Genomic DNA, 20,438 nt, shown 5'->3' on the forward strand with positions numbered 1-20,438 from the left:
GCCGGGCCGCGGACCAGGTCGGGCTGCAGGTCGCGGTCGGCCGTCGGCCGAGATCAGGCGGGTTGGAACAGCTCGATCGGGTTGCCGGAGGGGTCATCGAGCACGATCTGCTGCCCGCCAGGGCCGGTGACGATGTCGTTGCGGAAGCTGACCCCGGCCGCGCGCAACCGGTCGGCCTCGGCCGCGATGTCGTCGACGATGAGGTGGATGCGGTTCCAGCCACCCGGTGCCGGAGTCCTGCCGTCGGGCATGGGCCGTCCTGCCGAGCTCGTCGGCCCGGACAGCAGCAACCGCAGGTTGCCCCGCCGCACGTCCGCGAACGCCGGCGGGAACGCGGTGCCGACGACGAAGCCGAGGCGGTCGGTGTAGAAATCGATGGCGGCTTGCACGTCATCGACCAGGTAGCGGACGTTGACGGTCGCGTCGGTCGGGCTGTTCATGGTGCCTCCAGAGGCGGTAGTGGAATCGCGAGCGTGTGCAGCAGGAAGCCGACCCGTTCGGACAGCTCGGCCGCCACCCGCTGAAAGGCCGGGTAGCCCGCGGGATCGCGGGCCGGGTCGGGGATGCTCCAGTGGGCTTGCGGCGGTCGTCCACCGAACTCCGGGCACACCTCGCGTACCCGGTCGCACAGCGTGATGACGTGGCTGAAGGTCTCGTCGGCGTAGGTGTCGAAGTGCTTGGGCCTGGCCCCGGCGAGGTCGATGCCGTGTTCGGCCATCGCTGCCACCGCATGGGGGTGGACGGCTTTCGGATGGCTGCCGGCGCTGCCGGTGTGCACCGCGAAGCGGGACTGGTGGCGCAGGAATGCCTCGGCCATCTGGGAACGAGAACTGTTGCCGGTGCACAGGAACAGAACGCTCGCCCCGGCACGGACGGCCGACGCGGCAGGTGGCTGCGGCATGGCCAGCCGAAGCGCGGGATGCAGCGTGTCTCCGGCAGCGGCCAGCAGCGCACCACAGCGGGCGAGGTCGAGGCGGTAGTAGGTGTCGCGCCCGTCGGCGCTGCTGCGCCGACCGGAGATCAAGCGGGCGCTGCGCAACTGACCGAGGTGGTATGACACCAGGTTCTGCGGCACGCGGACCCGTTCGGTCAGGTCCCGAACGTTGCGGTCGCTCGTGGCCAGTTCACCGAGCAGGCGCCAGCGCAGGGGATGCCCGGCGGCCCGAAGGAACTCGGGCACCCCGTCGAGCGGCTCGTGCGCCATCTCACCAGAATACATCAAATCGGTTTGATATGTTCTGGGTCGCATTCGAGCGGCGGGAACGGCTGAGGGGACGGCCACCCCTCAGGACCGTCCCCTCAGCGAAGTGCGAATCGGCTCCGCCCGGGGGCGGGCTCGCTCAGCACCACGCCCTCACCATAACGGACCAATCACCGCATAGTGCATTCGCCGCGCCGTGTCGCCGCGCCTGATCGTCATAATCGTGACCAGAGGGCCGCCACGTTCGGCGGCTCCCAGCCGACCTGCGACTGGTGCGGCTGACGGCACTGCCAGCGCGCACCGGCGTAGGTAACGACCGTCCCCGCCGCGTACGACACGTTCGGCGCCCAGGCCGCCTCGGCCGGCGGTGGCGTCGGCGGGTCCGTCGGCCCCGCCGTGGCCGCCAGCAGCGCGCCGAGCCCGGAGGCCTGGGTGCGCCAGTCGCGCGCGTTCGGCGTGCCGCCGGCCCAGCGCTGCCCGATCCGGTGGAGGCTGTCGCGATCGGACTGCCAGATCGCGTCGGCCTGCCGCTGCGCGTAGGTCCGGTACGCGGCCACCCCGGAGGCGTCGGCCAGGTCCATCAGATACCGCATGAAGATGCCCTTGAACTGCTTCTGGTTGTCGTCGCAGCTGTTGGCCGGGTCGCAGGACTCGGTCAGGATGCCCGAGCGGGTCAGCACGGTCGAGTTCATCGCCGCGTCGGCCAGCTGCCGCGCCGAGGCCAGCAGCGCGGCGTTGCCGGTGGCCCGCCACAGCTCGACCGCCCCGCCGATGGCCAGCCCCTGGTTGTACGTCCACACGGTCTGCCCGTTGTTGGCGCAGCCGCCGGTGATCCCGTCGTTGACCAGCCCCGAAGAATTGATCATGCCGCTCGCGGCGAACCAGTTCCAGCCCGCGGTCGCCCGGCCGAGCCACAGCGTGTCGCCGGGCAGGCGGTTGTGCAGCGCGGCGGTCAGCCGGATGTACAGCCCGATGGTGACCGCGTTCTTGTAGGTGCGCTCGCGGTTCCACCAGATGCCGCCGCCGCAGGCGCCGTCCCAGTACGAGTGCATGTAGTTCGCGATGGTCACGGCCATGTTCAGGAACTTGGCGTCGCGGGTGACGTCGTACGCCTGCACCCAGGCCAGCGCCCACCAGCCGGTGTCGTCGATCGCGCGGCTGATGAAGTTGCCCTCGATCGCGTCGGTGCTCTTCTGCCCGGCCGGCAGCACGCCCTTGTTCAGCTCGAACGTCCGGTCGATCAGCCAGCGGTAGTCGGTGCGGCCGGTACGCGCCGACCAGTCCCCCAGCGCGGTGACCGCGACCGCGGAGTTCCACCAGCTCGACGGCCACCACGCGGTGTCCGTGCGGTACGCGTGGGCCAGCGCGTCCGCGGCGGCGGCCGGGCGGTCGGCGGCGGGCCGGGCCCAGGCCGTGCAACTGCCACTGGCTCCGCCGGTCGCCCGGCCACAGGCGCGCACCGCCCCGCCGTAGAGCAGCGAGCGCGGATCGCGGGTGTTGACCATCGTGGTGCGCACCGAGGTGGCCCCGGCCGGGACGCTGACCCGGCCCAGCGACGAGCCGCCCGGCCAGGACGCGCCCTCGTCCCACGAGCGGTCCAGCCACACCTCGTCACCGGCCGTGCCCGAACCCAGCGTGGCCCAGGCCAGGCCGCGGTTGTCGAGGTGCAGGTCGATGCGGCGGTTGCTGATGGTGGTCCCCGGCACCGGCTGGCTGTCGCCGACAGCGGTGGCCGGGTCCGCGCCGTCGCAGACGGCATCGCAGACCTTGACGTACGCCCACGCGGTGCAGGTGACCCCACCCGCGTCACCGCAGGCGCGGACCATGCCGCGCCGGTGGGCAGCCGGGTCGGCGACGTTGTACATGAGGGTGCGGGTGCCCGTCCAGGTGGTCGGGATGCTCGCCCGGCCGAGCAGGCCGTCCCAGGTGGAACCGTCGGTCCAGCTGCGGTCGAGCCAGACGGAGTCACCCGGCACGCCGTTGTCGATGCTGCCCCAGGCCATCCGGTCGGCGTCGGAGACGTGCAGAACCAGCCGCCGCCCGTTGAGGTTGACCTCGGGCACCGGGAAGGCCTCCTGGCGGGCCAGGGACGGGTCGCGGGTGTCGCAGTGAAGGGCGCACACGGCCGGTGCCGCGCTCGCCGGGGTCGCGACCACCGCGCCCGCCGCCGCGGCGAGCAGTGCCGTGATGAGGGCGGTGAGCTTGCGCATCGGATCCACCTCGCTGTTCACACGAGTTCCCGCACGTACGAACAGATTCCCGTTGGCATCTGTCGATGTAAGTCGATCGAAGTTAACAAACTTAACCGTTGGCTGTCCACGGCGCGGCCGTGCCAGGACGCCGGATGAGGCGCGCCGCGCGGAACCGGATTCGGCGACATCGACGTCATAGGACGCGACGACCGACTCGGGAGGCGACCATGCACCAAGGACATCTCGACGCCGCCACCGCCACGCGGCGGGCGCTGCTGCTGGGGCTGGCCGCGGCCGCCGCGGTGCCGCTCGTCGGCTGTGCCGGCGAGGACGGCGGGCCGGACCTGGTGACCGCGGCGGGCGTCGACCGGGTCGACCCGCCGGCCGACGCCCCGGTCGCCACTTCGGTGGACGGCCTCGCCGACTTCGGTCACCGCCTGCTTGCCGCGGCGGCCGGACCCGGGGCGAACTTCGTCGCCTCGCCGTTGAGCATGGCGCTCGCGTTCTCGATGGTGCGGGCCGGTGCGGGCGGCACGACCGCGAAGGAACTGGACGCCGTCTTCGGCTTCCCGGCGAGCGGACGCGACCAGGCGTACAACGCCATCAGCGGGCAGCTCGCCACCGTCGACGTCCCGCCGAAGCCGAAGGGCGGTCCGCGCGACGGGAGCGCGAAGCGCAACCCGCCGGTGGTGAGCATCGGCAACGCCCTGTTCCCGCAGCACGGCCTCACGATCGGCGAGAGCTTCCTGCGTACGCTGGCCGAGCAGTACGCGGCAGGGGTCCGCCCGGTCGACTTCGCCGGCGACGCGCTGGACCAGATCAACGCGTGGGTGGACCGCCAGACCGCGGGCCGGATCAAGAAGGTGTTCGACAGTCTCGACCCGGGCACGAGCCTGGTGCTGGCCAACACCGTCTACTTCAAGGCGGACTGGCGCAGTTACTTCCTCGACGTCGCCGACGCCGCCTTCACCAAGGCCGACGGCACGGTCATCCGCACGCCGACGATGCGCAACGGCCTGCGCCTCCGGTATGCCGAGACCGCCGGCATCACCGCGATCGAACTCCCCTACGCCGAGGGTCCGTACGCGATGTGGCTGATGCTCCCGCCGCCCGGCGGAAAGCCCGAGGAGGCGCTCGCGCACCAGGTGCTGGCCCGGCTGCGCGACTCGTTCACCGAACTCCAGGTCGAGGTCGCCGTCCCCAAGTGGGACTTCGACTCCTCGATCGACCTCAAGGCGGTGCTCGCCAAGCTGGGCGTCACCGCCGCCTTCCACGCCGGCGCCGACTTCAGCGGCATCGCTCCCGGGCTGTTCATCTCGGCGGCGGTGCACAAGGCGAACATCACCGTGGACGAGTGGGGCTCCGAGGCCGCCGCCGTCACGGGCATCGCCATGGCGCTCAGCGGCCCGCCGCCCACCCAGGCGAGGTTCACCGCCGACCGTCCTTTCGCGTTCGCCATCGTCGGCGGCAAGGACCGCATCCCGCTGTTCATCGGCCGGGTCAGCGACCCGTCGGCGGCCCGATCGAGCTGACGGCCGAACGCGGCCTTTCTAGAGCGTTCGGACCTCGTCGAGGGCGACCCGACCGCCGACCTCGATCCAGCCGTCAGGCCGTGGGCGCGACAGGATCTGCGAACCGACGCCCTGCCTGATGTCCACGGACCTGCCCAGGGTGTGCGCGAGCAGCAGCGCGGCGGCACCGGTGGCCTCGTCTTCGACGACGGCGTCACCGCGCCGGGGAAACGCGCGGGCCCGGATCACGCCCTCGGCCTCGTCCTGCCAGGCCCAGGCGTAGAGGAAACCGGTCCCCTGCGGCGGCGTAGGCAGGGCGTCGACCTCGGCGGCGGATCCGTGCTGTCGCAGCTGCCGGCCCGCGGCCCAGTCGGCTCGGCCGGCGATCCAGGTGAAGTCGCCGTCCGGCCAGGTCGCGACGTCACCGGCGGGCGGGCGCAGCACGTCCACGCCGTGCCCCAGGTGTCGCAGCAGCCAGGACGTGCCGACCAGCGGATGCCCGGCGAAGGGCAGGCGCACGCTGGGCGTGTAGATGTCGACCACGCCGTGCGCCGGGTCGTCGACGAAGACCGTCTCGCTGAACCCGAGCTTCGCGGCGACAGCCAGCCGCTGCCGGTCTCCGATCACCATGGCGCCGTGGCTCACCACACCGAGCCGGTTGCCGCCGCGCCCGCCCGGTCCGCAGAACACCCGCAACACATGAAGGTCGACCACAGCTGCCATCCCAGCACAGGTATCCCGCCCAGATCCCGCACCGTCGCCACAACACCCCCGTTCGGGCACGTCAGGCACCCTAGGATCGACACCGTGACGCATGGCGAACGGCTGACCGGATGAGGTTCAGCGACGAGGTGCGCGCGGCCTTCCGGCGCGGTGAGACCGAGGCCGTGGTGCGGATGAGCCGGGCCGAGATCGACCGGGCGCAGGCGGTCGGGGACCTGGCCGGCGAGGTGGAGGCCAGGTATGCCCTGGCCCGGGTGGCCATCCGCGGCGGTGACCTGCCGGGTGGAGAGGTCCGGGCACAGGAGGCGCTCGCGGTCGCGCTGCGTTCCGGCGACCGCGCGCTGGAGGAGCGGCCCAGGCATGTGCTGGCGGCCGTGGCGCGGATGTCGGGCGACCTGGGCCGGGCCCGGGAGCTGTACCGGGAGAACATCGCGCTCAACGAGGCGCTCGACCGGCCCGAGACCGTCAACTCGGAGTATCACAACCTCGCGTGCTGCGAGCTGGGGCTCGGCAATCTGGATACGGCGAGAGAGCTGTTCAAGGCAGGTCGAGAGCGCGTGTTCGAGCACGGCTGGACCGATTTCGTGCCGTACGTCTGCGTGGCAGGCGTCGCGCTCGCCTCGGCCGAGGGTGATCATGCGCGGGCGGCGCGCATGGTCGGCGTCACGGATGCGGCGTTCGCCGCGCTCGGGCAGGTGCCCGACCCTGACGACGCGGCCGATCTGGCCATCGCGCGGACGGCCGCGATCGAGGCGCTGGGCCTGGCCGCGTTCGCCGAGCAGTACGCGCAGGGGCAGGCGCTCGATCCGCGCGAGGCGTTCGACGACGATCACGGCTGAGGCGGGACCGCCCAGGTCGAGAACATCGCGAGGCAGCCGCGCGGTCGGCACACGCCTCGTGTACCGGCCGGACCGCACTCGACGACCGGCGTCATGCCCAGGCCGGCCGTATCGGATCGCCTCGACCCGCACAGATGTGGGCGCCGCTGCGCATGTTGGCAATCCGTGGATTGAGTACTTCGACGCGGCATTGCCGCGTAAGTCCATTGTCGTCGCGGCGAAACACCGTGGTTCCACGGTGCCTCGACACCAGACCCGGGCGACACTGCGCATCCTGCGAGGACTCCGTCGTGCCAGCTGGATGCCATTTGTGTTCATCGATATATGAGCGGTATGCGCTCCTGTGGAATCGTATCGACGTCACTCGACGACGAGTGGCGGTGCGACATCCGAACCGACGCCGCACCCTTTCCCTTGCACGAACATCGGAGGTCATCGTGACGACTACGAAACGTGTAGCCCGCCGTGCCGCCGCGCTGGCGGCCGGCGTGATCGCCGTCGCCGGCGTGAGCCTGGTCAATGCCCAGCCCGCAGCCGCCCTGCCGAACCTCACCATCAACCTCAGCGGCAGTGGGATCGTGGTCGGCACGGAGTGGGCGAACCAGAACTACGGCGGTGCCTACCTCCAGTACGAGGCGAACCGCAACTGCACCCTGATGGTGACCGACTCGGACTTCGCGGACCACATCCTGCCGAACGGCTTCGACGGCCTCCCTTACGACTGGGACAACGACATCTCGTCGTTCAAGAACTGGGCCAATTGCCTGACGAACCACTTCGACGCCGACGGCCTGACCGGAGGTCAGACCGGCCTCCTGAACGACGGCAACGTGCCCGCCGGATACAACGATCGCACCGAGTCGATCCGCTGGAGCTGACCGCCGGATAGCCGGTATGCGCTCCCGAGACATCGCATCGATGTCGCCCGACGAGGGGTGGCGGTGCAACGACATCCGAACCTGCGCCGCACTCCTGCCCTTACATCAACATCGGAGGTCATCGTGACGACTACGAAACGAGTAGCCCGCCGTGCCGCCGCACTGGCGGCCGGCGTGATCGCCGTCGCCGGCGTGAGCCTGGTCAATGCTCAGCCCGCGGCCGCCCTGCCGAACCTCACCACCTACCTCAGCGGTAGCGGGACCTTGGTCGGCACCGAGTTCGAGCACCGGAACTACAGCGGCGCCTACCTCTCCTACGAGGCGAACCGCAACTGCACCCTGACGCTGGCCGACTCCGACTTCGAGGACGACAGCCTGCCGTCAGGCCTCGGCTACGACTGGGACAACGACATCTCGTCGGTCAAGAACTGGGCGGGCTGCGTGACGAACCACTTCGAGAACGACAACCAGTCCGGGGCTTCGACCGGCTACCTGCTCGACGGCGCCCTCCCCAGCTCGATGGACGATCGCACCGAGTCGATCCGCTGGACCTGACCGCCAGGCTGCGCCCCGAGCCCTGCTCGGGGCGCAGCCCTGTCATGAATGGAGAAACGTATGAACGGACGGCGCTCGCTGTCGGCGTTGGCCGTGGCTGCCGCGCTGACGTTGCCCTTGACGTTGATCGGATGCTCCGGCGCGGGGGAGGAACAGCGTGAACCCGCGATTGGTGAGATCAAACAGGTCAACAGCTACAAGGACATCGTCATGCCGTTGGACGTGTACATACTCACCCGGGAGCAGCGGATCTCGATCAACAACGCCCGGGAGTTGCTGATCCGTGATTGCGTGAACAAGCACGGCCTGCAGGTGACCGGCCGGGTCGCCAGCGGTGACCAGCCCTCACGTCAGGTGATGGTCGGCCGCAGGTACGGGATCATCGATGCCGACGCGGCGGCCCGTACGGGATACCGTGCGGACGCCGAGGTCGCAGCCGACGCGGGCAAGGCCGGCGGCGGGTGGAACCCCACCCCCGAGGAGTTCCGGGTGGTGAGTGGCAAGGACCAGGTCACCGGCGAGAACACCGTCGGGCAGCTCGTCGGTGGCACGGCGATCGCTGAGGGAGGCTGCGCCAGCGAAGCAGGTCGTCAGCTCAGTGCGGACGGCGGCGAGCTGGCGTCGAACTACGGCGACACCCTCCAGGTGGAGACGTACGCCATGGCGGAGAGGGACAGCCGCGTGGTGGCCGCCGTGGCCGAGTGGAGCAAATGCATGGCCGAGGCGGGCTACAAATACAGCAGCCCCTGGGAACCGAACAACCGCGACTGGGGACCCAAGCCGACCAACGAGGAGATCGCGACCGCGGTGGCGGACGTGGCGTGCCGGCGGAAGGTGGATCTCGTCGGTATCTGGCTGGCCGTCGAATCGGCTTATCAGCAGCGCGTGATCGACGAAAATCACCAGCGCCTGGAGCAGTCCCGGCAGGCCTACGAGGTGCAGTTGCGCAACGCTTCGAAAATCGTCGCGGGTTAGGTGGCCACAGCTGTGTCGATCATGAAACGGCCGCGCGCGCAGGGCTCGATGTCACGTCGCCGCGTGCTCGTCTGGGGTCTGGCAGGCGCGGGTGCGATCTCCATCGGCGGCATCGGTGCGGGCGGTTTCATCAAGTCCCCCCAGCAGGCGGCCGCCGATGCCGCTCCGCCCGCGCCGGCGACTCTCACTGCGGAGGTCGAGCGAAGGGTGCTGGTGGACACGGTCGTGCTGAGGGGGACGGTCGCGGCCGGTGGCACATTCGAAGTGACGCCGACCTCACGCGAGGGCCGTGAGGCGGTGGTGACCAGGGTCCAGGTGACAGTGGGCTCGACCGTCAAGGCGGCATCCACTCTGCTCGAGGTGGGTGGCAGACCGCTCTTCGCGCTCCCCGGCAGCATTCCCGTCTACCGGGATCTCCGGCCCGGCATGTCGGGCAAGGACGTCAAGCAGCTGCAGTCGGCGCTGAGGTCGGTCGGCGTCGATCCCGGAGAGTCGAACGGCGTCTTCGGGCCCGGGACCAAGCGCGCGGTGACCAAGCTCTATCAGAGGCTCAGCTACGAACCGATGGTCGAGGGCGACCCGCAGACACTGGTTGCCTCGGCAGAGCAGGTGCGGCAGGCCAAGCGGGCGCTGGTGGCCGCCCAGGAGCAGCTTGGCCGGCTGCTCTCGGCGCAACCAGCGCCGGCGAACGACGCCGCCGACGTGGTCCAGGCCCGACGGACCGTCACCTACGCCGAGGAGGACCTGGCAACAGCGAAAAAGGCCGACGCCGAGGTGCAGGCGCGGAGCGGGCCGATGCTGCCTGCCGCGGAAGTGGTGTTCCTGCCGAAGTTCCCTGCTCGGGTCGACGCGCTCAAGGCGCGGGTCGGGTCGGCTGTCGTGGCTCCGCTGATCACGATGTCCAGCGGGGCCCTCGTCGTGCGCGCCAAAATCAACCCTGCTCAGCGCGCCCTCCTCCGGGAGGGGATGCCCGTGGAGATCACGGCCGAGCTCCTCGGCGTCACCGGCGACGGACGGATCGAAAGCATTGGCGACCTGGAAGCCGACGAGACCGGGACGCGGGCCCACGAGCTGGTCGTCGTTTCGGCGGGCGATCCACTCGATCCCCGGCTCGCGGCCCAGGACGTGCGGTTGACCGTCCGTGCCGCGTCGACCGACGGTGAGGTGCTGGTAGTGCCGCTGTCCGGGGTCTTCTCCGGCGCGGACGGCAAGCTGTCGGTGCAGTTGCTGGAACAGGGCGGCCGGCTCAGCCGCGTGACCGTGACGACAGGGGTGAGCGGCGATGGCTATGTGGCGGTGACACCGGTTGACGGGTCCATCGACCCCGGTGATCGGGTGGTGGTCGGTGTCACCGGTCGTTGAACTGCGGGCCGCGGGAGTCACCTTTCCCGGTTCGCCGCCGGTCACCGCCTTGTGTCCGACGGATCTGGTCGTTCGCGGCGGTGAGTACGTGACGATCGTCGGACCGTCCGGATCCGGCAAGTCCACGCTGATGAATCTGCTGGGCCTGCTGGATCGGCCCAGCGAGGGAACCTACCTTCTCGACGGCATGGACACGTCCGCCCTCGACGAGATCGAGCGCACGGCCCTGCGTGCGCGCCGCATCGGCTTCGTGTTCCAGACATTTCACCTCCTGGCACACCGCACCGCTGTGGAGAACGTGGCCATGGGCATGCTCTACACCGGGATGAGACGAGCCGAGCGCGCGGAGCGCGCCGCAGCCGCGGTGGCGCAGGTCGGCCTGTCCCACCGGCAGGATGCCCTGCCCGGCACCCTCTCCGGCGGTGAGCGGCAGCGGGTCGCCATCGCCCGGGCGCTGGTTGCCCGCCCGAGCCTGTTGCTCTGCGACGAGCCGACCGGCAACCTCGATTCCGTCGCCACTCGTGCGGTCCTGGAACTCGTCGATGAACTCCGAGTCGACGGGCTCACCGTCGTGCTCATCACGCATGATCCCGCCGTCGCGGCTCGCGGCGACCGGACGCTCACCATGAACGACGGGAAGCTGAGGTAGCCGTGCGCCGTACGCGGCAGGTGGAACCATCGCATCTGGGCCTGTCGGACCTGATCGGCGAGGCGACCGCATCGCTCGCTGCGGGACCGGGAAGGGCAATGCTGACAGCGCTGGGCACCGTTCTCGGCCTGGGCGCCTTCGTCGCCGTCCTCGGCATCACCGCCACTGCCAGCGGTCAGATCAGTACCCGGTTCACCGCCCTCGCGGCGACGGAAGTGACCGTCGCGGACGTGGGCGTCAGCGACGGCGGCGGTGACCCCGCACTCACCGGTCTCTCCTTCCCCCCGGACGCGGACGAGCGAGTCGTCGCGCTACCGGGGGTCAACGCCGCCGGGGTCTGGTGGCCGATCCGGCCCGGCCGAGACCTCTCCGTCAGCACGACCTTCCTGCCCGAGCGGGATGAAGCGATCGCGACCCCGGTGGCAGCGGCCTCGCCGGGCCTGCTGAAGGCGCTGCGGCCCACGATCGCCGCGGGCAGACTCTACGACGCCGGGCATGAAGCCCGAGCCGACCACGTGGTGGTGGTGGGCGCCGCGGTCGCGCGCCGCATCGGGCTCGCGGATGTCGCACTGCAACCAGCGATCTTCATCGATAATGTGCCCTTCACCGTGATCGGCGTCATCGGCGATGTGGAGCGCCAGGCTGATGTGCTCTTCTCCGTCCTCGTGCCACGACAGACCGCCGTGTCCCTCTGGGGCGGGCCTGTCGGTGGCGGGGCCCGGGCGGCGATGGTAATCGACACCAGCCTCGGTGCGGCGCAGGTCGTCTCGTCGCAGGTGGCGCTCGCCCTGCGGCCAGACGCTCCGGATGCCTTCAAAGTGACCGCACCGCCCGACCCGCAAGCACTGCGTGAGGCGGTCTCCACGGACCTCGATGTGGTCTTCCTCGCCCTGGCGAGCGTCAGTCTGGTGATCGGCGCCGTCGGCATCGCCAACACCACCATGGTCTCGGTGCTCGAACGTGTGGGGGAGATCGGTCTGCGCCGAGCGCTCGGGGCACGCCCGCGCCACATCGCGGCTCAGTTCCTGACCGAGTCGGCCTTTCTGGGCATCATCGGCGGCGTCATCGGGACAAGCCTCGGGGTCATCACCGTCGTCGCCGTCGCACTGGTTCAGCGCTGGACACCGATCTTGGAACCGTTGGCGGTTCTGCCGGCACCGCTCGCCGGGATGCTCATCGGAGCCTGCGCCGGGGCCTATCCCGCCATGCGCGCCGCACGCATCGAGCCGGTCGAGGCGCTGCGCCGTTGATGGAGCACCAGCCACCGCCGAGGCACAGAGATCACCTGGTAGCCCCACAGCATCCGACCAAGCGTGCGGCAGAACGCCGCCCGATCCGTTTGATCAAGGCGGCGCCGCCCGCTCGCCGGCCAGTGTCGCGTAGGCCCGCTGGTCACCAGGTAATTACAGCCGGTTCGTCGTGTCGCAATATGGCCCGATACAGCCGATGCAGGTTGGGCGATAGCTCCACGCCCAGATCGCGATCGAAGCAGTGCCGGGCAGAATGGAAGGTGTCCAGCGCCGCCGCCGGATCTCTGTCCAGGTAGAGGCCCTGCATCAGCTGGCCCCATGCGCGTTCGCGATGAGGATACGCGGCGACGTGGCCGCGCAACTCCCACATGAGCAAGGGGGCATCCCCGAGCATCAGCCGAGCCGCTCGCAAGTTCTCCGCCGCCTGCAACCGGGCCTCGTCGAGGTCGGCCAGCCGTATGCCCAGCCAGCTGTCAGCCGGCGCGGTCACGGACAGCTGTGCGGACTGCGGCCAGATCTCCATCGCCTGGTGCAGCACGTTCGCAGCGCTCCTGACATCGTTGGCCCGCAACGCCGCACCGCCTTCCTCTGCGGCGAGTCGGAAGGCCAGGACGTCGCACCGGGCCGTCTCGACGGGCAACCGGTACCCGCCACCGCCGCCGCCGTCCCGCCGCCTGGTCTGCAACCGGTCACCAAGACCGCTCAGAGCCAGCCAGCATCGCAGTCGATTGACGTAGGTGCGCATGTTCGCCACCGCCGATGCGGGTGGACGTTCCCACATCGCCCTGATGAGCTTGTCATGACTAACGAAACGGCTCTCCTCGAGCAAGAGCGCCGTCAACAGAGCACGTGTGAGCGCGGACTGCGCGCCGGGCTCCGGCACCGCGCCCAATTCAACGACTCCAAGTAGTCGATAGTCGAATACCGTCCCTCTTGTACGAACCCCCGTGTGAGACATGAAAAGATCCTAAAGCCAGCCGCACCCGCCGTGCATGGGTCCAAATCGGACGCCGAAGTTGAATTGAAGATCAAAGTCCCTGGTGCTTGTGGATTATGCTGCGCACCGCGGTGTGGGACCGTGCCGGCCGGCCGGAATTCGCGGGCCGCCTCCGGTCACACGGTTTTGACGGGTTGCCTGAGGATCGTCTTGAGCTTGGCCGCCTCTGTGCGCCGCACATCGCTGAGGTAGATCTCGTGATGGTCGCCGTTGAAGGTCAGCCCGTGGTCGGGCAGGTAGCGGTGGTGCAGGCGGTCCAGGGTCGGCGCTTCGTCGTCGTAGGAGCCGATGTGCAGGATCTGCACGCACCTGCCTTCGGCGAGCCTGATCAGCCGGACGGCGGCCAGCGCGGGGTTGTCCTTCTTCTTGGCGGCCTCGGCGACGGCGGCCCGGACCATGTCCTCGGTGATCCAGTCCGGCTGGCTGATCATCATGGTCCACGCCCAGGCCTGCTTGTCGCGTGTCACGAACGCCTGGGGATCGTCCGCGCGCCACAGCCCTTCCAGCGGCCCGACCACGAAGTCCCGGTCGAGGGCCTTCTTGCTGGCGAACTTCAGGGTGTATGCCGTCGTGAAGAGGGCCTCGACGGCCGCGGCGTACGCCGCGGACGTGTTGGGATCGCCGCGGCCGTCGACGACGATGTATCGCATCTCGGGGACATCGACCACGACGAAGTCCTTCGCTGAGGGCGCATACAGCTCGCGACGTGCCTTCTTGATGTCGTACTTGTCCACCGCGGCCTCCTTGGTCAGTGTTCCCAGCGTGGCTTCGGTCCAGCCGGCGTCGGCCCGGAGCATCGCCTCGCTGTAGTCGAAGATCGCCGAAGCGGCGGCGGGCAGCGGCTCCTGCCGCATCCTGGCCGCCCGGACCTCGGCCAGCTGCTCGCGCAGCGCCCCCAGGCGCCGGGTCAGCCCGGCGACCACGTCCCCCTCCGGCAGGCCGGGGCTGTTCGCCATCCCGATCAGGACCCGGGAGCGCACCGGCGTCAGTGCCGTCAGCGCGTCCCTGGTGGCGGCGGCGCACTGGTCGCGGCCCGCCGCCGTCACCTGGTACGTGGCGCGCGACTTCGCCGACCGCTTCTCGGCTGACGGCGTGGCGGTCGCCTCGATCAGGCCCCGGGCGGCGAGCTTGTCGAGCAGGTAGTAGATCGACGAGAACCCCAGCGCCGTCCAGGCGCGCACGCCCCGTTCCTCGATGACCCGTTCCAGCTCGTACCCATGGCGCGGCTGCTCGCCGAGCAGCCCGAGCACGGTCAGCTCGGCATCGGTCAGCGTCGGCTCCATCCAACTATTCTAGCGCTAGAATAGGTGGGCGCGACGGCGGCCCCGGCGCCGCGCGGCGGCTAGCATTGCCGGGGTGTCCGATCTCGATGCACGGCCTGCCCTGCCCCATGACCACCTGGCCGGCTCCGCACCGGACGGCTGGGTCGACGGCGCGTTCGCCAACCCGGTGCTCGCCGGATTCCACCCCGATCCGAGCGTCTGCCGGGTGGGCGATGACTACTACCTGGCCTGCTCCAGCTTCGAGTACTTCCCCGGGGTGCCGATCTTCCACAGCCGGGACCTGGTGCACTGGGAACAGCTCGGCAACGCGCTGGACCGGCCTAGCCAGCTGGCCCTGCCGCCCGAAATGCCGTCGTCGGCGGGCGTCTACGCCCCCACGCTGCGCCACCACGACGGCCGCTTCTGGCTGATCACCACCAACGTCGCCCCCGGCGGCGGCAACATGCTGCTCACCGCCACGGACCCAGCGGGGCCGTGGTCCGATCCCGTCCGGCTGCCCGGCGTCGGCGGCATCGACCCGGATCTCGCCTGGGACGAGCAGGGCCGCTGCTGGTGCACGGTCGCCGGGATCCAGCAGGTGCAGATCGACCCCGACACCGGCCAGACCATCGGCGAACCGCGGCGGCTGTGGTCCGGCAAACCCGGCGCGCAGGCCCCGGAGGCCCCGCACCTGTACCGGATCGGCCCGTTCTGGTACCTGATGATCGCCGACGGCGGGACCGAACGCGGACACGCGGTGTCCATCGCCCGCGGGCCGGCCCCCGACGGGCCGTTCGAGCCGTGCCCGGACAACCCGATCCTGACCCACCGTGGCACCAGCCGTCCGATCCAGAACACCGGGCACGCCGACCTCGTGCAGGCGCCCGACGGATCGTGGTGGATGGTGCTGCTGGCCGTCCGGCCGCAGGGCGGCACCCCCGGCTGGCACGTGCTCGGGCGGGAGACCTTCCTGGCACCGGTGAGCTGGGTCGACGGCTGGCCCGTCGTCGGCGGGCTCGCCCCGGTCATGGCCGCCCCACCGTGGCCCGCGCACCCGGTGGCCGCCCCGCCGGTCCGGGACGACTTCGACGGCGACCGGCTGCACCCTCGGTGGATCTGGGTGCGGTCCCGACCGGACGACCTCCGGTCGGCCGAGCGCCCCGGCTGGCTCACCCTGCGAGCGCGCGGCGCCGGTCTCGACGCGCCCGACGTGACATTCGTGGGCCGCCGCCAGCAGCACCAGTCCTGCCGGGCGCGGACGCTGGTCGACGCCGCCGGCGGGCGCGGCGGGCTCGCGGTGCGGGTCGACGAGGCACACCACTACGAGATCGAGGCGGGCGACGGCCAGGTGCGGGTGCTGGCACGCACGTCGACGCTGCGGTCGACGGTCGCGACCCGGGCCGTGCCGGACGGTCCGGTCCGGCTCCGGATCGACATCGTCGCCTGCTCACCCGAGCACTGGCATCCCCGCCAGGAGCCGGACACGCTGCGCCTCGGGATCGAGGACGCCGACGGCACGTTCGACGTGCTCGCCGACCTCGACGGCCGCTACCTGTCCACCGAGGTGGCGGGCGGCTTCACCGGCCGGGTCCTCGGCATGTACGCCGCCTCCGGCGAGGTCGCGTTCGACTGGTTCGACTACGAACCCATCTGACCAGGCGCGGGGTCACGGCCGCGGGGCGCGGCGATCGCGCCGGCGCTCCAGCTCTTCATCGTCGACGTAGCTCAGCATCGGCTGGCCGGGCACGCAGTGCATGACGACGACGAAGCGGCTGGTCGCGTCGGGCAGGTTGTTGCCGTCCTGGTAGTGGATGACGTCACCGCCCGGCTCGAAGAACGCCTCACCCGCCCGGATGACCCGCTCGGGCTCGCCTTCGAGTTCGAAGAGCATCTCGCCTTCGATCATGTATCCGAAGATCGGGCCGGAGTGCTTGTGCGGCGGCAGGCCCTTGCCGCCGGGCGGGATCTCGACCAGCAGGGTCATCACGTCGACGGGCTGTGGCACTGCCGACAGCTGCCGCTCGTTGAGCATGGTGAGCACGGAGGTGCTCCGGTTGTCTGCGACGTCCACGTCGGTACGCCTCCTCGCGCGGTGCGGCGATGGCCGCCGGTCCGGCCCGTTGCCTGTCCCAGCCGGAAACACGGCCAGACCCATCGTCGCAAAGGGCGGCGCGTCCCGTGCCCGAACCGGTCACTCGGCCGTGGCGGCAGCCGGCCCGCCGTGGCGCGGCCCGGGATGACGCTTCATCCTGATGGGATGACCACGCAGACGCTCCCCCGCCCGCGCCTGCTCGTGCTGCGCGCGCGGCACCTGTTCGACGGCGGGGGTGGTCCCCTGCTCGACGACCCGGCGGTGGTCGTCGACGGTGGCCGGATCGTGTCGGTCGCGCAGGGCCCGGCGGGCGTGCCCGACGGCGCGGACGTCGTCGACCTGCCCGGGGCGACGCTGCTGCCCGGGCTCGTCGACTCCCACGTGCACCTGGCGTTCGACGCCTCCGCCAGGCCGGTCACCCGGCTCGGCGAGCGTGACGACGCGGCGGCGTACGAGGCGATGTGCGCAGCGGCCCGCGCGGCCGCGGCCGGCGGCGTCACCACCGTGCGCGACCTCGGCGACCGTGGCTACCTGGCCCTGCGGGTGCGCGCGGCGGCCCGCGCCGGCGACCATACGCTGCCGGACGTCGTCGCCGCGGGCGTCCCGATCACGACGCCGGGCGGGCACTGCCACTTCCTCGGCGAGACCGCCGCCGGAGCCGCCGAGCTGCGCGCCGCGGTGCGGGCGCGCGCCGAGCGCGGGGTCGACGTCATCAAGGTCATGGCCAGCGGCGGCCACCTGACCGCGGGCAGCCGCCCGGAGCTGGCGCAGTACACCGTGGAGGAGTTGCGGGCGGTGGTCGAGCATGCGCACGGGCTCGGGCTGCGGGTCACCGCGCACGCCCACGGCACGTCGGCGATCGTCGCGGCGGCGGAGGCGGGCGTCGACAGCCTCGAACACGCCACCTTCATGACCGCGGAGTCCGTCGACGACATCCCCGACGGCCTGCTGGACACGATCGTGTCGCGCGGCATCGCGCTGAGCCTGACCTTCGGCACCCTGCCGGTGGACGGGCACGCGGTGCCGCCGAGCATCGCCACCCGGATGCCGCGGTTCATCGCCAACGCGGCACGGATGCGCGCCGCGGGCGCGCGGATCGTGATCGGCACCGACGCGGGCATCGCCCCCGTGAAGCCGCACTTCGTGCTGCGCCACGCGGTGCCGCAGCTCGCACCGCTGGGCATGGGCGGCGCGGAGGCGCTGCATGCCGTGACGGCCCGCGCTGCCGAGGTGATCGGGCTGGGCCACCGCAAAGGGCGGATCGCGGCGGGCTACGACGCCGACATCCTGGCCGTCGCGGGAGACCCGGTCGCCGAACCGGCCGCGATCCACCGCCTGCTCGCCGTGTACGTCCGGGGAGTCCGGCTCGCCGCCCGCACCGGAACAGTCGGCCAAGCATAATCTTGGAGGGGACTTCGTTCCGATAGATCTGGTTTATGATGCTTTGCTAGGCTTAGCCGGACTAGGCTGGTCGAAGACTGCTCAGACCTGATTACGCGCTATTCCAGAGGTGCGCCCGGACATGAGCATGCATCGATCGATCGTGAAGGCGCTCCAACGACTGACCGGGACAGCCGCGACGCCGACGGGACCGGCTCGCCCGGAGCCTGCACGGACGGGCACACCGGAGCACACCGGCCGGCCGCTCGGCCCGCCCGCCGCCGCCGAGATCACGTCCGGCAGTGACCTCAGCGAACTCGCCGCGTCGCTCAACGCCGTGACGCAACACGTGCGGGCCAGGGCACAGGAGCAGCGACGCGTCCGCGACATGATCGCCGCCGAGCGCGATCTGGTGGACTCGGTCCTGGAGATCGCCGGCAGCCACATCCTCGTCGTCATCCTCGACCAGGAGGGACGCGTCATCCAGTTCAACCAGGCCTGCGAATCGACGACCGGCTTCAGCCGCGCCGAGGTCGCGGGTCGGCGGATCTCGGAGCTGTTCCTGCTCCCGGCGGAGACAGGTTCGGTGGCTGCGGCATTCGGCGAACCCGGGGTGTCCCCGCCGGAATCCGTCCTGCCGAGAAGCTTCGTGTGCACGTGGCTCGACCGTGCCGGCAGGCATCACCACATCGCGTGGTCGAATGCCACCGTCATCGACCGGCCGACGGGAAACACCTACGTCATCGCCACCGGGCAGGACATCACCGACCGCCTGATCGCGGAGGCCGAATTGCACGAGGCGCGAGAGCGGTTCCGGCTCGCCTTCGACAACGCGCCGATCGGCATGTGCCTGCTCGGCCTGGAGGGCCGGTTCCTTCAGGTGAACCGGGCGCTGGAAGGGTCCCTGGGCCGGCCGGAGGCGCAGCTGCTGAACCTGAACGTCGCGGACGTCGCCCACCCCAGCGACGTCCAGGCGATCCGCCACACGATCTCCACCATGCGCGGGGGTCAGCGTTACGCCAGCCATGACGAGGTCCGCTTCCTGGGAGCGGACGATCGCGTCGCATGGGCGCAGATGTCCGTTTCCGCGGTCCTCCGGGACAACGGCGATCTACTCTACTACCTGGCCCAGGTCCACGACATCACCGCGCGCCGGGCGGCCGAGGAGCGGCTCGCCCAGCAGGCACTTCACGACCCGCTCACGGGCTTGCCGAATCGGGCTGCGCTGATGGCCCGCCTGCAGCAGGAACTGGGCCGCGAACACCGCCCGGGCAGCCAGACCGGGTTGCTGTACGCCGACCTCGACGGCTTCACGATGGTCAACGACAGTCTGGGCCAGACCGTCGGTGACGAGGTGCTTCGCGAGGTCGCCCGCCGCCTCCAGGCGAGCATCGGCCCGTCGGACACGGTGGCTCGCGTGGGAAGCGACGAGTTCGTGGTTCTCTGCCGGGAGGTGCCCGGCCAGTCTCATCTGCTCGACCTGGCCAGACGAGTCGCGGACACCGTGTCGGCGCCGATCATCGCCGGCGGGCAGCGCGAGTCGGTGACCTCCATCAGTATCGGGATCGCCTTCGGCCCGTCCGACGACCTGGACGCGGACCGCCTGGTCCGGAACGCCAACATCGCCCTGTGCCAGGCCAAAGCGGGCGGAAGAGGCGGATGCCGGCTCTACGACGAGTCGCTGGGCCAGTACGTCATCGACCGCGCGCGCATCGAACAGGCGCTTCGACAGGGGCTGCGCGACGGCCATTTCGTGCTCCGGTTCGAGCCCATCGTCGACGTGACGACCCACCAGGTCGTGGCCGTGGAGGCGCTGGTGCGCCTGAACCACCCGCAGCTGGGCCTGCTGATGCCCGGCGCGTTCATCGAGATCGCCGAGGACAGCGGCCTGATCGCCCCCATCGGCGCCTGGGTGCTGCAGGAGGCGTGCCGCCTGCTCGCCGACTGGCGGGGCGCCGACGTGGGCTGCGGACGGCTCGGCATCACCGTCAACGTGTCGGCTCGGCAGGTGGCCCGGCCGGACCTGGCCGACACCGTGGCACAGGCCCTGGCGCAGTCCGGCATCCCGCCCCAGTGCCTGTCGCTGGAGCTGACGGAGAGCGCGCTGATGGAGGCCGACGTGAGCGCGCTGCGCATGTTGGAGCGCATTCGCGACATGGGGGTCAGGCTCGGGATCGACGACTTCGGCACGGGCTACTCGTCGTTGCTGTACCTCAAGCGCCTTCCGGTGAGCTTCATCAAGATCGATCGCTCCTTCGTGTCCGGATTGGTGCCCGATCCCACCGACCGCGAGATCGTCACCGCGGTGATCAGGTTGGGCCGGGCACTGGGCCTGGTCACCATCGCCGAAGGGGTCGAAACTCCCGAACAGCTCGACATCCTGAAGGATCTTGATTGCGAACTGGCCCAGGGCTACCTGTTCGGACCGTCGACCAGTGGCGCGCCGAATGTCGCGCAGCCGTGGAAGATCCTGCTCGACCATGGTCGGCGCGCACCCGGCGCGGACTCGGCCGTCGCGCCCGGCGGCGGCCTCGGCGGCCAGCCCGGCCGCTGATCCGGAACACGCCGGCGG

18 protein-coding genes are annotated in these 20,438 nt (G+C 70.5%); 11 read left to right on the forward strand and 7 right to left on the reverse strand.

Features of this window, described 5'->3' with window-relative positions; translation table 11 throughout:
• Nucleotides 1-53: 53 nt before the first annotated feature.
• From HAV39_RS06505 to HAV39_RS06515, 3 genes are all read right to left on the reverse strand, one after another.
• Nucleotides 54-440, reverse strand: a complete 387-nt coding sequence (locus HAV39_RS06505; RefSeq protein ID WP_191838263.1) for a VOC family protein — start codon at nt 438-440, stop codon at nt 54-56.
• Complete coding sequence (locus tag HAV39_RS06510; RefSeq protein WP_239120820.1) at nt 437-1,204, reverse strand: arsenate reductase/protein-tyrosine-phosphatase family protein; 768 nt, start codon at nt 1,202-1,204, stop codon at nt 437-439. Before HAV39_RS06510 ends, HAV39_RS06505 begins: the two co-directional genes overlap by 4 nt.
• Before the next feature lie 212 nt (nt 1,205-1,416).
• Nucleotides 1,417-3,411, reverse strand: coding sequence for a glycoside hydrolase family 76 protein (locus HAV39_RS06515; protein ID WP_191838265.1), 1,995 nt, complete (start codon nt 3,409-3,411; stop codon nt 1,417-1,419).
• Nucleotides 3,412-3,620: 209 nt separating this feature from the next.
• Between HAV39_RS06515 and HAV39_RS06520 the strand changes: the two genes are divergently transcribed.
• Nucleotides 3,621-4,925, forward strand: a complete 1,305-nt coding sequence (locus HAV39_RS06520; protein WP_191838266.1) for a serpin family protein — start codon at nt 3,621-3,623, stop codon at nt 4,923-4,925.
• Between the two features lie 18 nt (nt 4,926-4,943).
• Here HAV39_RS06520 and HAV39_RS06525 read toward each other — a convergent pair whose 3' ends face one another.
• Nucleotides 4,944-5,618 carry a PhzF family phenazine biosynthesis protein gene (locus HAV39_RS06525; RefSeq protein ID WP_223124399.1) on the reverse strand — a complete coding sequence of 225 codons (675 nt, stop codon included), beginning with the start codon at nt 5,616-5,618 and terminating at the stop codon, nt 4,944-4,946.
• A 119-nt stretch (nt 5,619-5,737) separates the two neighbouring features.
• On the opposite strand from HAV39_RS06525, the gene HAV39_RS06530 reads away from it, so the two are divergent.
• The 7 genes from HAV39_RS06530 to HAV39_RS06560 all read left to right on the forward strand — a co-directional run bounded on the left by HAV39_RS06530 (nt 5,738) and on the right by HAV39_RS06560 (nt 12,135).
• Nucleotides 5,738-6,466 carry a tetratricopeptide repeat protein gene (locus HAV39_RS06530; protein ID WP_191838268.1) on the forward strand — a complete coding sequence of 243 codons (729 nt, stop codon included), beginning with the start codon at nt 5,738-5,740 and terminating at the stop codon, nt 6,464-6,466.
• A gap of 437 nt (nt 6,467-6,903) precedes the next feature.
• On the forward strand, nt 6,904-7,344 hold the full coding sequence (locus HAV39_RS06535) for a hypothetical protein (RefSeq protein WP_191838269.1): 441 nt from the start codon (nt 6,904-6,906) through the stop codon (nt 7,342-7,344).
• Between the two features lie 123 nt (nt 7,345-7,467).
• A complete protein-coding gene (locus HAV39_RS06540; RefSeq protein ID WP_191838270.1) occupies nt 7,468-7,899 on the forward strand; it encodes a hypothetical protein in 432 nt (143 codons plus the stop codon).
• A gap of 60 nt (nt 7,900-7,959) precedes the next feature.
• The gene (locus tag HAV39_RS06545; RefSeq protein WP_191838271.1) at nt 7,960-8,874 is read left to right on the forward strand and encodes a hypothetical protein; all 915 of its coding nucleotides are present in this window, start codon (nt 7,960-7,962) and stop codon (nt 8,872-8,874) included.
• A gap of 21 nt (nt 8,875-8,895) precedes the next feature.
• The gene (locus HAV39_RS06550; RefSeq protein ID WP_239120829.1) at nt 8,896-10,236 is read left to right on the forward strand and encodes a peptidoglycan-binding protein; all 1,341 of its coding nucleotides are present in this window, start codon (nt 8,896-8,898) and stop codon (nt 10,234-10,236) included.
• Entirely contained in the window at nt 10,220-10,885 is a 666-nt protein-coding gene (locus HAV39_RS06555; protein WP_203736516.1) for an ABC transporter ATP-binding protein, read from the forward strand. The genes HAV39_RS06550 and HAV39_RS06555 overlap by 17 nt, the downstream gene beginning before the upstream one ends.
• A 2-nt stretch (nt 10,886-10,887) precedes the next feature.
• A complete protein-coding gene (locus HAV39_RS06560) occupies nt 10,888-12,135 on the forward strand; it encodes an ABC transporter permease (protein WP_203736517.1) in 1,248 nt (415 codons plus the stop codon).
• Nucleotides 12,136-12,277: 142 nt separating this feature from the next.
• Here the strand turns inward: HAV39_RS06560 and HAV39_RS06565 are convergent, their stop codons facing one another.
• On the reverse strand, nt 12,278-13,093 hold the full coding sequence (locus tag HAV39_RS06565; protein WP_239120822.1) for an AfsR/SARP family transcriptional regulator: 816 nt from the start codon (nt 13,091-13,093) through the stop codon (nt 12,278-12,280).
• Nucleotides 13,094-13,248: 155 nt separating this feature from the next.
• Entirely contained in the window at nt 13,249-14,415 is a 1,167-nt protein-coding gene (locus HAV39_RS06570; protein WP_191838275.1) for a GyrI-like domain-containing protein, read from the reverse strand.
• A 73-nt stretch (nt 14,416-14,488) separates the two neighbouring features.
• On the opposite strand from HAV39_RS06570, the gene HAV39_RS06575 reads away from it, so the two are divergent.
• Nucleotides 14,489-16,048, forward strand: coding sequence for a glycoside hydrolase family 43 protein (locus HAV39_RS06575; RefSeq protein ID WP_239120823.1), 1,560 nt, complete (start codon nt 14,489-14,491; stop codon nt 16,046-16,048).
• Nucleotides 16,049-16,060: 12 nt separating this feature from the next.
• On the opposite strand, the gene HAV39_RS06580 is transcribed toward HAV39_RS06575, so the two are convergent.
• Nucleotides 16,061-16,465, reverse strand: a complete 405-nt coding sequence (locus HAV39_RS06580; RefSeq protein ID WP_203736521.1) for a cupin domain-containing protein — start codon at nt 16,463-16,465, stop codon at nt 16,061-16,063.
• A gap of 186 nt (nt 16,466-16,651) precedes the next feature.
• On the opposite strand from HAV39_RS06580, the gene HAV39_RS06585 reads away from it, so the two are divergent.
• Entirely contained in the window at nt 16,652-17,887 is a 1,236-nt protein-coding gene (locus HAV39_RS06585; RefSeq protein ID WP_203736527.1) for an amidohydrolase family protein, read from the forward strand.
• Nucleotides 17,888-18,008: 121 nt separating this feature from the next.
• On the forward strand, nt 18,009-20,420 hold the full coding sequence (locus tag HAV39_RS06590; RefSeq protein ID WP_191838276.1) for an EAL domain-containing protein: 2,412 nt from the start codon (nt 18,009-18,011) through the stop codon (nt 20,418-20,420).
• Nucleotides 20,421-20,438 lie beyond the last annotated feature (18 nt).

The sequence above is a fragment of the Catellatospora chokoriensis genome (assembly GCF_011297315.1).
Lineage (GTDB): Bacteria > Actinomycetota > Actinomycetes > Mycobacteriales > Micromonosporaceae > Catellatospora > Catellatospora citrea.